Origin of the sequence: Terrabacter sp. 2RAF25 (assembly GCF_052115265.1) — a bacterium.
Lineage (GTDB): Bacteria > Actinomycetota > Actinomycetes > Actinomycetales > Dermatophilaceae > Terrabacter.
In genome coordinates, this window is the sequence record NZ_JBFRGJ010000008.1 from 319,893 (window position 1) to 334,426 (window position 14,534).

The 14,534-nt window shown below is 72.1% G+C and carries 11 protein-coding genes; all 11 read left to right on the plus strand.

Going from position 1 to position 14,534, the window contains the following annotated elements:
• Window positions 1-192: 192 nt before the first annotated feature.
• The 11 genes from rsmH (at window position 193) to AB4091_RS19255 (ending at window position 14,494) form a co-directional block, all read left to right on the plus strand.
• Window positions 193-1,197, plus strand: coding sequence for a 16S rRNA (cytosine(1402)-N(4))-methyltransferase RsmH (rsmH, locus tag AB4091_RS19205; RefSeq protein WP_442293965.1), 1,005 nt, complete (start codon window positions 193-195; stop codon window positions 1,195-1,197).
• Window positions 1,194-1,919, plus strand: coding sequence for a hypothetical protein (locus AB4091_RS19210; RefSeq protein WP_442293967.1), 726 nt, complete (start codon window positions 1,194-1,196; stop codon window positions 1,917-1,919). Before rsmH ends, AB4091_RS19210 begins: the two co-directional genes overlap by 4 nt.
• A 538-nt stretch (window positions 1,920-2,457) precedes the next feature.
• The gene (locus tag AB4091_RS19215) at window positions 2,458-4,242 is read left to right on the plus strand and encodes a peptidoglycan D,D-transpeptidase FtsI family protein (RefSeq protein ID WP_442293969.1); all 1,785 of its coding nucleotides are present in this window, start codon (window positions 2,458-2,460) and stop codon (window positions 4,240-4,242) included.
• Between the two features lie 11 nt (window positions 4,243-4,253).
• Window positions 4,254-5,831: a UDP-N-acetylmuramoyl-L-alanyl-D-glutamate--2,6-diaminopimelate ligase gene (locus AB4091_RS19220; RefSeq protein WP_442293971.1), complete on the plus strand. Its 1,578-nt coding sequence runs from the start codon at window positions 4,254-4,256 to the stop codon at window positions 5,829-5,831.
• Window positions 5,828-7,249 (plus strand): UDP-N-acetylmuramoyl-tripeptide--D-alanyl-D-alanine ligase, encoded by a 1,422-nt coding sequence (locus tag AB4091_RS19225; protein ID WP_442293973.1) that lies wholly within the window; start codon window positions 5,828-5,830, stop codon window positions 7,247-7,249. Before AB4091_RS19220 ends, AB4091_RS19225 begins: the two co-directional genes overlap by 4 nt.
• On the plus strand, window positions 7,246-8,331 hold the full coding sequence (gene mraY / locus AB4091_RS19230; RefSeq protein ID WP_442293975.1) for a phospho-N-acetylmuramoyl-pentapeptide-transferase: 1,086 nt from the start codon (window positions 7,246-7,248) through the stop codon (window positions 8,329-8,331). Before AB4091_RS19225 ends, mraY begins: the two co-directional genes overlap by 4 nt.
• Window positions 8,328-9,818 (plus strand): UDP-N-acetylmuramoyl-L-alanine--D-glutamate ligase, encoded by a 1,491-nt coding sequence (gene murD / locus AB4091_RS19235; RefSeq protein WP_442293977.1) that lies wholly within the window; start codon window positions 8,328-8,330, stop codon window positions 9,816-9,818. The genes mraY and murD overlap by 4 nt, the downstream gene beginning before the upstream one ends.
• Window positions 9,815-11,089 (plus strand): putative lipid II flippase FtsW, encoded by a 1,275-nt coding sequence (gene ftsW / locus AB4091_RS19240; protein ID WP_442293979.1) that lies wholly within the window; start codon window positions 9,815-9,817, stop codon window positions 11,087-11,089. The genes murD and ftsW overlap by 4 nt, the downstream gene beginning before the upstream one ends.
• The gene (murG, locus tag AB4091_RS19245) at window positions 11,086-12,195 is read left to right on the plus strand and encodes an undecaprenyldiphospho-muramoylpentapeptide beta-N-acetylglucosaminyltransferase (RefSeq protein ID WP_442293981.1); all 1,110 of its coding nucleotides are present in this window, start codon (window positions 11,086-11,088) and stop codon (window positions 12,193-12,195) included. Before ftsW ends, murG begins: the two co-directional genes overlap by 4 nt.
• Complete coding sequence (gene murC / locus AB4091_RS19250) at window positions 12,192-13,727, plus strand: UDP-N-acetylmuramate--L-alanine ligase (RefSeq protein ID WP_442293983.1); 1,536 nt, start codon at window positions 12,192-12,194, stop codon at window positions 13,725-13,727. The genes murG and murC overlap by 4 nt, the downstream gene beginning before the upstream one ends.
• A complete protein-coding gene (locus AB4091_RS19255) occupies window positions 13,727-14,494 on the plus strand; it encodes a cell division protein FtsQ/DivIB (protein ID WP_442294106.1) in 768 nt (255 codons plus the stop codon). Before murC ends, AB4091_RS19255 begins: the two co-directional genes overlap by 1 nt.
• Window positions 14,495-14,534 lie beyond the last annotated feature (40 nt).

Consider the following 14,534-nt stretch of genomic DNA (forward strand, 5'->3'; position numbering starts at 1 on the left):
GCCGACCCGGCCCGACCAGCACCCTCCACCTGGTCACCGCCCCCGGCAGCAGGCGCACCACCCCCCAAACCCCGACATGGCGCACCTCCAGGCTCCGCCAAGTCACACCAGCCACATCAGACACATCTGTTTACAGGCGCCCCAGCGGGCGAGCAGGGCCACCAGCAGCACCAGCGTGAGAGGGACGCACCCATGAGTGATCGAGGACCGGCGCACGGACGCCACGTCCCCGTCATGCGCGACCGGATCCTCGAGCTTCTCGCGCCGGCCCTCGAGCGCCCCGGCGCCGTTCACGTCGACGGCACGCTGGGCATGGGCGGTCACGCCGAGGGAGTGCTCGAACGCTTCCCGGAGTGCGTCGTCGTTGGCATCGACCGCGACCGCGAGGCGCTCTCGCTCGCGGGGGATCGGCTGGCGCGCTTCGGCGATCGGTTCCGGCCCGTGCACGCGGTCTACGACGAGATCAAGGACGTCGTCGCGGACCTGGACGTGCCGACCGTCGACGGCATCCTCTTCGACCTGGGTGTCAGCTCCCTCCAGCTCGACGAGGCAGACCGGGGCTTCGCCTACCGCGTCGACGCCCCGCTCGACATGCGCATGGACCAGTCGACGGGCAAGACCGCGGCCGACGTGCTCAACACCTACTCGGTCGAGGACCTCACCCGGATCCTGCGCGACTACGGCGAGGAGCGGTTCGCCCGCAAGATCGCGAAGATCATCGTCACCGACCGTGCGGCCGAGCCGTGGACGACCTCGGGACGCCTCGTCGAGATGCTCCGCCGGGTGATACCCGCCGCGTCCCAGCGACAGAGCGGGCACCCGGCCAAGCGAACCTTCCAGGCCCTGCGCATCGAGGTCAACGACGAGCTCGAGGTCTGGCGCCGCGCCATCGACGAGGCGATCGACGTGCTCGCCGTCGGTGGGCGGATCGCGGTGCTGTCCTACCACTCGCTGGAGGACCGGGCCACCAAGCGTGCCTTCGCCGAAGGCGCGACCTCGAGCACGCCGCCCGGACTGCCGGTCGAGCTCCCCGAGCACGCGGCATACCTCCGCCTCGTCACGCGCGGCGCCGAGGCGCCCCCGGACGACGAGGTCACCACCAACCCCCGGGCCGCCTCGGCCCGTCTTCGCGTCGCCGAGCGCGTCCGCGACACGCACTCCTCAGCCAGCACCACCAGGAAGGGAACCCCCCGATGAGCCAGATGACCGCCACGGCCCGGCCGCTTCGCGTCCCGCGGCGTGGCCCCGCTCCCGCGCCGCTCCGCGTCATCCCGGCGCGGATCACGCGCTCCGGGAACGGCTCGTTCGTGGCCACCTGCATCGGGCTCCTGACGGGCGGCCTCATCGCTCTGCTGCTGCTCAACACCGCCCTCGCCCAGGGCTCCCTCGCCCTCGGTGACCTGAACCGCGAGTCCGCTCGCCTCGGCGACACGGCCGGCAACCTGCAGGAGGAGATCGACCGTGCCTCCGCTACGGGTGCGCTCGCCCGCAGCGCAGCCGAGATCGGCATGGTGCGGATGAACACGCGCGGCTACATCGACCTCGCCAAGGGCACCGTGACCGGGCAGGCCGAGGCCGCGACGACGAACAACGCCTTCCCGATCGTCACGAGCCCGACGCCGCCGGCCGTGACGGCCAAGGTCAAGAAGCTGCTGTCGTCGGCGACAACAGCCACCAATGCGGCGTCCGCCGCCGACCTCGCGCTCGCGGCGGAGAAGGCCAAGAACGACCAGGCGAAGGCCGACCAGGCGAAGGCCGATAAGGCGAAGGCCGATAAGGCTGCCAAGGCGAAGAACGGCACGAGCAAGAACGGCAAGGTGAAGCCCGGCCAGACCGCTGGCGGCGCGGACGCCACGCCGACGGCACCCGGTGCAACGACCGGGACGTCTGCGGCGCCCACACTGGGCACGACGGACTAGCAGACCCGAGAGACGACGGTGAGGTGAGACCGTGACGCAGGACCGAGGTGCCGCCCCCAGGCGGACCGGCCGCGGCGCCACGCCCGCTCGAGAGACCCCCCGCGACCGCGGGGGCGTCCGAGCGTCCACGCGAGGCTCGGGCGGGACGGCCCAGTCCCGCGCTGCGACCTCGGGCTCCTCGTCGCGAACGGGCCAGCCCCGCAAGCCCGCCGGAGTCGCCCGCGACTCGGCGTCCCGCGCCGCCGCGACCGGGCGGGGAGCGTCGGGCTCCAAGGCCGACGCCAGTCGGCCCGCACGTTCGTCGGGTGCCGCTTCCACGCGTACGCGTGCTGCACGTCCCGCTGCGCGCGCCGGGAGCGCCGCAACACCCTCCTCCCGCGGCCGCGGGCCGGCTCCGAAGCGGGCCGGCGCCGCACGCGCCCCCCTCGCGGCGTTCGGCCCACGCGGTCCACGGGGACCGCGCGGTCCACGGGGTCCCCGCGACCCCCGGCGCCCGCTGAGGATCTCGAAGGCCAACCCGCGCCGCAGGGCGCGGGTCATGTTCGTGGCCATCCTGTTCGTCTTCACGATCTTCGCGGGGCAGCTGCTGCGCATCCAGGCGTTCGACGCGTCCGCGACGCAGGAGGCAGCGCAGTCGAAGCGCACGACTAAGACGACCACTCCGGCCATGCGTGGGCAGATCCTCGACACCAACGGCCAGGTGCTCGCCGACTCCGTCGAGCGCTTCACCATCGCCGCCGACCCGACGATCATCGGCTGTTTCGTCAAGGTCGCGGGCGAGTGCACCCCCGAGGGCGTCACCAAGGCGTCCGCGGCGCTGGCACCGCTCCTGCAGCGCAGCGCCGATGACCTCACGCCGCTGCTGACCCGCCCGAACAAGCGCTACGTCGTGGTGGCCCGCGACGTCAACCCGGCGATCTACCGGGAGATCCGCGCGCTCGGCATCCCCGGCATCACCGGCACGCGCACGGCCCAGCGGATCTACCCGACCTCGATGGCCCTCGGCCAGCTCGTCGGCTTCGTGCGTCCCGACGACCAGAGCGGCGCGGGCGGCGTCGAGCAGATGCTCGACACAGAGCTCAAGGGCACGCCGGGCGTCAGCGTCTCCGAGCGGGCCCGAGACGGCTACATCATCCCCGGGTCGCAGCGGGTCGACACCCCCGTCGTCAACGGGCGCGACGTCAAGCTGACCATCGACGCCGACCTCCAGTGGTACGCCCAGAACGCGCTGGCCAAGCAGGTCACGGGTGTCGGGGCCGAGTCGGGCACCGCGGTCGTGCTCGAGGTGGCCACCGGCAAGGTGCGCGCCGCCGCGAGCTACCCGACGTTCGACCCCAACGACCTCGCGGACGCCAAGAAGGCCGCTCTGGGCAACTACGCCTTCAACGACGCCTTCGAGCCCGGGTCGACCGGCAAGCTCATGACGATGGCGGCCGCACTCGAGCAGAAGGTGATCACGCCCGACACCGGCGTCATCGTGCCGCCGCGCCTGCCTCGAGCCGGCACCTCGTTCAAGGACAACGAACCGCACGGCGTCGAGAACATGACCGCCACCGGGGTGCTCGCCAAGTCATCCAACATGGGCACGATGCTCATCGGCGAGCGCGTCCCGCCGGCGGTCATGGAGGCGTACTACCGCAAGTTCGGCATCGGGTCGAAGACCCCCGTTGGCTTCCCCGGTGAGTCCGCCGGCCTGCTGGCGGGTGCGAAGGACTGGGTGTCCACCCGCCGCTACACGATCCTCTTCGGCCAGGGCTACGCCGTCACCGCGATCCAGCAGGCCGGAGTCTTCCAGACCATCGCCAACAAGGGCGTACGCGTGCCCCCGTCCCTCGTCGAGGGCACGGTGAGCGACAGCGGGACCTTCATCCCGTCGGCGCCCACGACGCCGTCACGGGTCGTCACCGAGGACACCGCCGTCAAGCTGTCGCGGATGATGGAGGAGGTCACGGGCCAGAACGGCACCGCGAGCGCCGCTCGCATCAAGGGCTACCGCGTCGCCGGCAAGACGGGCACGGCCGACCGCTACGACGACAAGCTGAAGCGTTACAACGGCTTCACCGCCTCGTTCATCGGCTTCGCACCTGCCGAGGCGCCGAAGTACGTCGTCGCCGTCTTCATCCAGAAGCCGTCCGCCGGCATGTTCGGCGGCATGCTGGCGGGGCCGGTCTTCAACCAGATCATGAGCTATCTGCTCGAGCGCACCAGCGCACCGCCGAGCCCCAAGTCGAACCTCGACTACCACGTCTGGGCCGAGAAGCCGCTGTCGTCCGACGACCCCCAGGTGATCAGCAATGCGCGGGCCCAGCGGGATGGCCTGTAAGTTGGGATGACGTGTCACCTTCCCTCCCAAGACCCGCCACGTCCGGCGTGCACCTTCGCGACCTGACCGCACGGATCGGGGCCCCGGACGGCGCCGACGGCGTGCTCGTGACCGGAGTCACGCTCGACAGCCGTGCTGTGGTCCAGGGCGACCTGTATGCCGCCCTCCCCGGCTTCAACGTGCACGGCGCGCGCTTCGCCGCGGACGCCGTGGCCGCCGGCGCGGTGGCCGTGCTGACCGACCCGGAGGGCCGCGAGCAGCTGACCGACTGCCCCGTGCCGGTCGTCGTGAGCGCCGACCCGCGTGGCGTCCTCGGCGACGTCGCCGACCTCGTCTACGGGCACCCGTCCGCGGCGCTGACGATGCTCGGGATCACGGGCACCAACGGCAAGACCACCACCGCCTACCTGGTCGAGTCGGCGCTGCGGGCCCACGGCCGGCGCACCGGGCTCATCGGGACCGTCGAGACACGCATCGGCGACGAGCGCATCGAGTCGGTGCGCACCACTCCCGAGGCCACCGACCTGCACGCGCTGCTCGGCGTCATGCGCGAACGGGGCATCGACGCCTGCGTCATGGAGGTCTCGAGCCACGCGCTCGAGCTGCACCGCATCGACGGGGTCGTCTACGACGTCGCCCTGTTCACGAACCTCTCGCAGGACCACCTCGACTTCCACGACTCCATGGACGACTACTTCGCTGCGAAGGCGTCGCTGTTCACACCACGGCGCTCGCGCTCCGCCGTCGTCTGCGTCGACGACGAGTGGGGGCGACGGCTGGCGGGGGAGTCGGGCGTGCCCACCACGACGCTCTCGACGAACGCGGCAGCCGCGAGCACGCAGACGGCGCGGGCTGACTGGTCGGTCGACGAGTCGACGGGTGGTGAGTTCACCCTCGAGGAGCGCGCGACCGGCGCGACCCTCTCTCTGGTGTCGCACCTGCCCGGCCACTTCAACGTCGCCAACACCGCCCTGGCCGCCCTGGCACTGCTGCGCATCGGGCTCGAGCCCGCCGCGGTCGAGGCCGCCATGGCAGTGCCGCCGGAGGTGCCCGGGCGCATGGAGGTCGTCGCTGCCGGCGGCCGCGGTGCCCCCCGCTGCATCGTCGACTTCGCCCACACGCCCGACGCCGTCGACGCCGCCCTGGCGGCCCTGCGCGCCTCGACCGAGGGCCGGCTGATCGCCGTGCTCGGCGCGGGAGGCGACCGCGACCGCGGCAAGCGGCCCGCGATGGGGGCTGCGGCAGCGCGCCAGGCCGACGTCGTGGTCGTCACCGACGACAACCCCCGCTCCGAGGACGCCGCCCAGATCCGGGCCGCTGTCGCCGCGGGGGCCCGCGAGGTGGTGCGTGACGGCAGCGCGCGGGCGACTGACATCATCGACGGCGGCACGCGCGCGAGCGCGATCGCCGAGGCCATCGCGCTCGCGGTGGTCGACCCGGGGGACGACCGCCCTGTCGACACCGTCGTGGTGCTCGGCAAGGGACACGAGAAGGGTCAGGAGATCCACGGAGTGAAGCACCCGTTCGACGACCGCGACGCCGTGCGCGCCGCCCTCGCAGCCGCCACCTCGTCGGGGGTGACGGCTTGATCCCCTTGTTGCTGAGCGAGATCCGCGACCTCACGGGTGGTGAGGTCCACGGGACCGGCACCCCCGAGGCGATCTCGGTCGACGGCACCGTCACGACCGACTCGCGTGAGTGCGGCCCCGGCAGCCTCTACGTCGCCCGTCTCGGCGAGACCGCCGACGGGCACGACTTCGTGCCTGCCGCCGCCGCCGCAGGCGCCGTCGCGGCGCTGACGTCCCGGGTCGTCGACGGGCTCCCGTGCGTCGTCGTCGACGACGTCCAGACGGCGTTCGGTCGCGTCGCGCGCGGCGTCGTCGACCGCGCGCCCGAGCTGCGCGTCGTGGGTATCACCGGCTCGTCCGGCAAGACGAGCGTCAAGGACCTGCTCGCCTCGGTCCTGTCGTCCGTCGCCGAGACCGTCGCTCCGGTCAACTCGCTCAACGGCGAGATCGGCGTGCCGCTGACCGTCTGCAGGGTCACGCCGACCACCCGTTTCCTGGTCGCCGAGATGGGCGCCCGCGGCATCGGTCACATCGACTACCTCACACGCATCGCGCCGCCGCAGGTGGCGATCGTGCTCAACGTCGGCACGGCGCACGTCGGCGAGTTCGGCTCGCGAGAGAACATCGCCGTCGCCAAGGCCGAGCTGCCCCGGTCCGTGCCCGCTGAAGGGCTGTCGATCCTCAACGCCGACGACCCCGTCGTCGCCGCGATGGCCGCGGGCCTCAGCTCACGCGTGCAGCTCGTGGGCCTCGCGCCCGAGGCTGAGGTTCGCGCCGAGGACGTCGTGCTCGACGAGCGCGGCCGGGCGGCATACACCCTCGTCTGCCCTCAGGGCAGAGCGTCGGTCTCGTTGCGGCAGAGCGGCGCCCACCACGTGGGCAACTCGCTCGCCGTCGCGGCCGCAGCCCTCGAGCTCGGTCTCTCGCTCGACCAGGTCGTCGCCGGTCTCTCTGCTGCTGAGGCCGTGAGCCGGTGGCGCATGGAGATCACCGACCGGCCCGACGGGGTCGTCGTCGTCAACGACGCCTACAACGCCAACCCCGACTCGATGCGCGCTGCGCTCGACGCCGTCGCCACCATGCGGACGACGGGAGAGCGCTGGGCCGTGCTGGGCGGGATGCTCGAGCTCGGAGCCGACAGCGACGCCGAGCACGCAGGCGTGGGGGCGTATGCCGCCGAGCTGGGTCTCGACCACGTCGTCGCCGTGGGCGAGGGGGCCCGTCCGATCGCCGACGCCTTCCCGGGGGCCGATTGGGTCGCCGACACCGACGCGGCCCACGAGCTCGTGGCATCGCGCGTGCGACCGGGCGACGTGGTGCTGCTCAAGTCGAGCCGTGACAGCGGTCTGCGCTGGCTCGGCGACCGACTCGCCGCGGAGGGTGGCGCCTCCGCCGACCCGGCGGCGGTCCCGGCGGGCGACGAGGCGGTGACGCGGTGAAGGGCGTCCTCCTCGCAGCGTCGATCTCGTTGCTGATCTCGCTGTTCGGCACACCGCTGTTCATCAAGTTCCTCGTCAAACGCGGCTACGGCCAGTTCATCCGCGACGACGGCCCGACCTCGCACCACACCAAGCGCGGCACCCCGACCATGGGCGGCGCGGTCATCCTCGCGGCGACGCTGGGCGCGTACCTCCTGGCCCACCTGCTCACCCTCAACCCGCCGACCGCGAGCGGACTGCTCGTGCTGTTCCTCATGGCCGGACTCGGTTTCGTCGGGTTCCTCGACGACTTCATCAAGATCCGCAAGCAGCGCAGCCTGGGTCTGCGGTCCAAGCAGAAGCTGCTCGGCCAGGCTCTCGTCGGCATCACGTTCGCAGGGCTCGCCCTGCAGTTCCCCAACGAGCAGTACCGCACGCCGGCCTCGCTGCTCGTGTCGTTCGTGCGCGACACGAACATCAGCCTCGCGCTCGGCGGCAGCACCGTCGTCGGCGTCATCCTCTTCGTCATCTTCGCCAACGTCATGATCGCCGGCGCGTCCAACGGGGTGAACCTCACCGACGGCCTCGACGGCCTCGCGACGGGTGTCTCGACGATGGTCTTCGGCGCGTACGTCCTCATCAGCATCTGGACCTACAACCAGAACTGCCAGACCAACCCGGGCATCAAGTGCTACGAGGTGCGCGACTCGCACGACCTCGCCCTGGTCGCGGCAGCCGGCATGGGCGCGTGCTTCGGGTTCCTCTGGTGGAACGCCACCCCGGCGAAGATCTTCATGGGCGACACCGGCTCGCTCGCCCTCGGCGGTGCGCTCGCGGGTCTGGCGATCGCGACGCACACCGAGATGCTGCTCGTCATCCTCGGCGGCATGTTCGTGCTCGAGACGCTCTCGGTCGTGGCGCAGGTCGCCTCGTTCAAGACCACCGGTAAACGGGTGCTGAGGATGGCACCGCTGCACCACCACTTCGAGATGGTCGGGTGGAACGAGGTGACGGTCGTGGTCCGCTTCTGGATCATCGCCGGACTCTTCGTCGCCTTCGGCCTCGGCGTCTTCTACGCCGAGTGGGTGGTGGGGTCACAGTGAGCTTCGACCCGCTCTACGAGCCCCGCGAGGGGCTCACGCACCGCGACGCCGACTGGTCGGGCATCAACGTCCTCGTCGTCGGCCTCGGGGTCTCCGGCTTCGCCGCCGCCGACGCCCTCGCCGAGCGAGGGGCCCGCGTCACCGTCGTCTCGCGCGACACCACGGACGTCATCACCGAGCGCGCGACGATCCTCGGCATCCTCGACGTCGACGTGCGCCTCGGCGCCGAGCACGTCGCCGAGCCGCCTCCCGGCACCGAGCTCGTCGTCACCTCGCCGGGCGTGCCGCCGCACGACCCGCTCATGCTCGCGGCCGCCACGGCCGGCACACCCGTCTGGGGCGAGGTCGAGCTGGCGTGGCGCATGCGGGCGCGCGAGGGCGCCGCGCCGTGGCTCACCGTCACAGGCACGAACGGCAAGACGACCACGGTCAACATGCTCGCCTCGATCCTGCGGCACGCCGGCCTTCGAGCGACGTCGGCCGGCAACGTGGGCACGCCGCTGCTCGAGGCAGTGCTCCACCCCGAGCCCTACGACGTGCTCGCGGTGGAGCTGTCGAGCTTCCAGCTGCACTGGCAGCGGTCGATCTCGGCCGTCGCGTCGGCCGTGCTCAACGTCGCCCCCGACCACATCGACTGGCACGGCAGCTACGCCGAGTACCTCCGGGCCAAGGGCAAGATCTACGAGAACACCCACCTGGCCTGCATCTACAACGTCGCCGACATCCAGACCGAGCAGCTCGTCATGGAGGCCAACGTCGTCGAGGGCTGCCGTGCCGTCGGCTTCACCACTGGCATCCCGGCACCCTCGATGGTCGGCATCGTCGAGGACGTCCTCGCCGACCGCGCGTTCGTCGAGCAGCGACAGCGCTCCGCGGCCGAGCTGTGCACGCTCGCCGACCTGCAGGGCGACGCGCCGTCGGTGGCTCCCCACTACGTGGCCAACGCCCTCGCGGCGGCCGCCTTGGCTCGCGCGTACGGCGTGGGTCCGATCGCGGTGCGCGACGGGCTGCGTGCCTTCCGCCCCGACCGCCACCGCATCGCCGAGATCGCCACCGTCGAGGGCGTGCGCTTCGTCAACGACTCCAAGGCGACCAACCCGCACGCTGCCGCGGCGGCGATCCGGTCCTTCGACTCCGTGGTCTGGGTCGCGGGCGGACTGCTCAAGGGCGCCGACGTCGACAGCCTCGTCGAGGAGATGGCCTCGCGGCTGCGCGGCGTCGTGCTGATCGGGGCCGACCGGGCGCAGATCGCCCTGGCCCTTTCCCGACACGCGCCCGATGTGCCGGTCGTCGACGTGTCCGAGACCGACACTGGAGTCATGGACCGTGTCGTCAGGGAGGCCGCCCGCCTCGCCCAGCCGGGCGACGTCGTGCTGCTCGCACCTGCCGCCGCGTCGATGGACATGTTCACCAACTACGGAGCCCGCGGAGACGCCTTCGAGGAGGCGGTCCGGCGGCACCAAGAGGCACACGGGGGCCCGGAGTGAGCGCGACGACCGCCGACGACAAGGCGGGCACCGCCTCCTCGGGGCCGAGGCCGCTACCGGTCATCGGCAAGCTCGAGTCGCCGCTGACGACCTACTACCTGATCCTCGGCGCCACCTCGACGCTGGTCGTCTTCGGCCTGATCATGGTGTTCTCCGCGTCTAGCGTCGAGGCGCTCATCGCCGACCAGGCCTCCTACTCGATCTTCGTCCGCCAGCTGCTCTTCGCCGTCATCGGGGCCGTCGTCGCCGGCTTCGCCAGCCGACTCGACGTGAGCTGGTGGAAGCGCCTCGCGTTCCCGACGATGGTCGTGTCGGTGATCCTGCTCGCCGCCGTCATCCCGTTCGGCAAGTCGGTGAACGGCAACCGCAACTGGATCGCGCTCGGACCGGTCCAGTTCCAGCCCGCCGAGTTCGCCAAGGTCGGACTCGTGCTCGTCGGCGCGGTCATCTTCGCCAACAAGTCCTCGCGGATGACGAGCATGGTCCACGTCGTGCTGCCCTACCTCATCCCCATCTCGACCGTCGTGCTCGGGCTCATCCTCGCGGGGCACGACCTCGGCACGGCCATGGTGGTCCTCGTCATCATCGCAGCGGTCCTGCTCGTCGCGGGGGCGCCCAAGCGCGTCTTCGGCATCGCCGGCGGCCTCGCCCTCGTCGGGGTCGCGGTCATGGTGACGGGCAGCAACAACCGCATGGACCGCATCGCCCGCTGGCTCGACCCGACGTGCCAGGCCGACCCCGACGGCTGGTGCGGTCAGTCCGTGCACGGGCTCTACGCGCTGGCCGACGGCGGCTGGTGGGGCGTCGGCCTCGGGGCGTCCAAGGAGAAGTGGGAGTGGCTCTCCGAGGCCCACAACGACTTCATCTTCGCGATCATCGGTGAGGAGCTCGGACTTCCGGGCACCTTGATGATCCTGCTGCTCTTCGGCATCCTCGCGTGGGCCTGCTTCCGGCTCGTGAGCCGCACCCAGGACCGCTTCGTGCGCGTTGCCGGCTTCGGCATCATGGCGTGGCTGCTCGGCCAGGCCATCATCAACATCGGTGCAGTGATCGGTCTCTTCCCGGTGATCGGGGTGCCGTTGCCGCTCGTCTCCGCCGGTGGCTCGTCGCTCGTCACGACGCTCGTGGCCCTCGGCATCCTGCTGTCCTTCGCCCGCAACGAGCCGGGCTGCAAGGCCCTGCTCGACGCCCGCCCCAGTCTCGTCCGTCGGTCGCTCTCGGTGCTCCCGTCACGCGTCCGCTCGGTTCCGCAACGTCGCAGAAGTCGGTGATCCCCCTGTCCTCGCCCACCTCCGTCCTGCTCGCCGGGGGAGGCAGCGCCGGCCACGTGTCGCCCCTGCTCGCCCTCGCCGACGCGCTGCGTCGACGTCACCCGGAGATCAGGGTGACGGCGCTCGGCACGCAGGAGGGGCTCGAGGCGCGCCTCGTGCCGGCCCGTGGCTACGAGCTGCGGGTGGTGCCCAAGGTGCCGCTGCCACGACGCCCGAGCGCCGACCTGCTGCGCCTGCCGGGCCGCCTCAAGGCGGCCGTCGACGCCGCCGGCCGAGCCATCGACGAGACCGGGGCCGAGGTCGTGGTGGGGTTCGGTGGCTACGTCAGCACGCCGGCGTACCTCGCCGCCCGACGCCGTGGCGTTCCCATCGTGATCCACGAGCAGAACACCCGACCCGGCCTCGCCAACCGCCTCGGCGCCCGCTGGGCCGATGCCGTCGCGACGACCTTCGCGAGCACGTCCCTGCCCGGCGCCCAGCGCATCGGGATGCCGCTCCGCCACGAGGTCGCGACCCTCGACCGGGCCGCGGTGCGGGCCGAGGCCCTCGCACACTTCGGCCTCGAGCCGCAGTGGCCGACCGTCCTCGTCACGGGTGGGTCGCTCGGCGCGCAGCGCCTCAACGACACCTTCCGGGCCAGGGTCGAGGTGCTGGGCCGCGCCGGCATCCAGGTCCTCCACGTGACCGGCCTCGGCAAGGAGTTCACCCCCGAGCCCTCGGCCGACGGGGCTCCCTACGTCGTCGTCCCCTACGCCGACCGCATGGAGCTCGCGTATGCCGCCGCCGACCTCGTCGTGGCCCGCTCCGGCGCCAACACGGTCTGCGAGCTGACCGCGGTCGGACTCCCCGCCGTCTACGTGCCGCTGCCCGTCGGCAACGGCGAGCAGCGGGCCAACGCGGCCGAGGTCGTCGCCGCCGGTGGGGGAGTCCTCGTCGACGACAGCGCCTTCACGCCCGCCTGGGTCGACGCCGAGCTGGTGCCGCTCGCCACCGACGGCGAGCGTGTCTCACGGATGGCCGCGGCGGCCAGCGCGCTCGGCGAGCCGGCTGCCGACGAGAAGCTCGCCGACCTCGTCGACCGCGCAGCAGAGAGCAGGAGCTCGTGACCCAGACCCCCCGCACGCCCACCGTCGACGATCCCTTCGCGGCGGCGCGCTTCGACTTCCGGGCGGCGGTCCCGAACGCCGCAGACCTCGGCCACGTGCACTTCCTCGCGATCGGCGGCGCCGGCATGTCGGGCGTCGCACGGATCATGCTCGCCCGCGGCATCCGCGTCACCGGTAGTGACGCCAAGGACGTCCCGGTGCTCAAGGCGCTGGAGAGCGAGGGAGCCGGCGTCTGGGTCGGTTTCCACGAGGGCCACCAGGAGCGCGCCGACGCCATCGTGATGAGCAGCTCGATCCGCGACGACAACGTGGAGCTCGTGGCCGCGCGTGGGCGCGGCGCCACGGTGCTCCACCGGGCCCAGGGGCTCGCGGCGCTGATGCAGGGCCGTCGGCCGGTCGCGGTGGCCGGCGCCAACGGCAAGACGACGACGACCTCGATGCTGACGGTCGCCCTGCAGGGGTGTGGTCTCGACCCGTCGTTCGCCGTCGGCGGCGAGCTGGCCAAGCACGGGACGAACGCCCATGACGGGTCCGACGACGTGTTCGTCGTGGAGGCCGACGAGAGCGACGGCTCGTTCGTCGTCTACCGACCCGAGGTCGCGATCGTCACGAACGTGCAGCCCGACCACCTCGACTTCTACTCGAACTTCAAGGTTGTGCAGGCGGCCTACGACGCGTTCGTGGCCACGATCCGGCCCGGTGGGCTGCTGGTCACCTGCGCCGACGACCCCGGCGCGGTCGCCCTCGCCGAGCGGGCCCGCACGACCGGAACGCGCGTGCTCACCTACGGCTTCGACGCCGGAGCCGACGTCGTCCTCGGCGACCACCAGCAGGACGGCGTCACCTCGTCGGTGACCGTGCTCGACCGGGTGGACGACCCGGACGCCGGTCCCCATGGCGGCGACGGGGTCGCTGCTGCGGGCGCGCGTGCAGCACGTCTGCGGATGACGCTCGGCGTGCCCGGCCGTCACAACGCCCTCAACGCCGCGGCCGCCTATGTCGCGGCGGTCCACGGACTCGGCCAGCAGCCCGAGAGGGTGCTCGCAGGGCTCGCCTCCTTCACCGGCACCCGGCGCCGGTTCGAGCCGAAGGGTGAGGCGGGTGGTGTCGTCGTCGTCGACGACTACGCCCACAACGCGGGCAAGGTCGCGGCCGTCGTCGAGACGGCGAAGGCGCTCGTCGGTGAGACCGGCCGGCTCGTCGTCGTCTTCCAGCCGCACCTCTACAGCCGCACCCGCGACTTCGCGACCGAGCTCGGTGCAGGCCTCTCCCCGGCCGACGTCGTCGTCGTCATGGATGTCTACGCGGCCCGCGAGGACCCCGTGCCCGGGGTCTCGGGGCAGCTCGTCGCCGATGCCGTCCGGGCCGCGCGGCCCGAGGCCGAGGTCCACTACGTGCCCTCGTGGTCCGAGGTCGCAGGACGTACGGCCTCTCTCGCCCGACCGGGTGACCTCGTGCTCACCGTCGGTGCCGGCGACGTGACCATGGTCGGCCCGGAGGTGCTGCGCATCCTCGGGGGCGAGGCGTCGTGATGCTCGAGCGCGGGGCTGCGCGGCGCGTCGCGGGCACCGGCCTCGCGTCGTCGCGCACGCGCTTCGAGAGGCGCGCCGCGGCCGCGCGCCGCCGGCCGCGGCTGGTCGCGGGCGTGCTCATCGGTGCGCTCCTCGTGGTCGGCTTCCTCGCCTGGCTCGGCTGGTTCAGCAGCCTGCTCACCGCGTCGAAGGTCGAGGTGACGGGCGTCGGTGCCGGCGCCGCGGCGCAGGTGCGCAGCGTGGCCGCCGTTCCCCTCGGTGGCCCCCTGATGGGGGTCGACACCGACGAGGTGGCGCGACGTCTCGTGGAGGGCAAGGCCTGGAGCGGCGTCGCGGTGAGCCGGAGCCTGCCCGACACCATCGTGATCGACGTGACGCCGAGAGTGGCAGTCCTGGCGGTGCGCAACCCTCGAGGTCAGGTGGACGTCGTGGATCGCGACGGCTTCGCGTTCCGCACCGTGGCCACGGCCCCGACCGGCGTGCCGCTCGTCAGCTCGGGCTCCGCCCAGGTGACCAAGGCCGGCGTGACGGCGGCGCTGCAGGCGATCGGCTCGCTGGAGTCGGCGCTGCGGGCCGACGTCTCCGGCGTGTCGGTCTCGTCGGCAGACCAGGTGTCGTTCACCGTGCAGTCGGGGGAGCGGCGCAAGACGGTCGTGTGGGGCGGAGCCGGCGAGGGGGAGCGCAAGGCCAAGCTCGTGAAGATCCTTTTGGGAGAGCCGGGTTCGACGATCGACGTCAGCGTGCCGTCGTCTCCCGTGACGCGCTGAGCCGTCCCCGGTGAGCGAGGTCGCGGCGATCCGTGAGTCG

What these genes read in the sequence shown, in the direction of transcription:
- rsmH (WP_442293965.1), top strand. Translation starts at nt 193, where the DNA reads ATGAGTGATCGAGGACCGGCGCACGGACGCCACGTCCCCGTCATGCGC.
- AB4091_RS19210 (WP_442293967.1), top strand. Translation starts at nt 1,194, where the DNA reads ATGAGCCAGATGACCGCCACGGCCCGGCCGCTTCGCGTCCCGCGGCGT.
- AB4091_RS19215 (WP_442293969.1), top strand. Translation starts at nt 2,458, where the DNA reads ATGTTCGTGGCCATCCTGTTCGTCTTCACGATCTTCGCGGGGCAGCTG.
- AB4091_RS19255 (WP_442294106.1), top strand. Translation starts at nt 13,727, where the DNA reads ATGCTCGAGCGCGGGGCTGCGCGGCGCGTCGCGGGCACCGGCCTCGCG.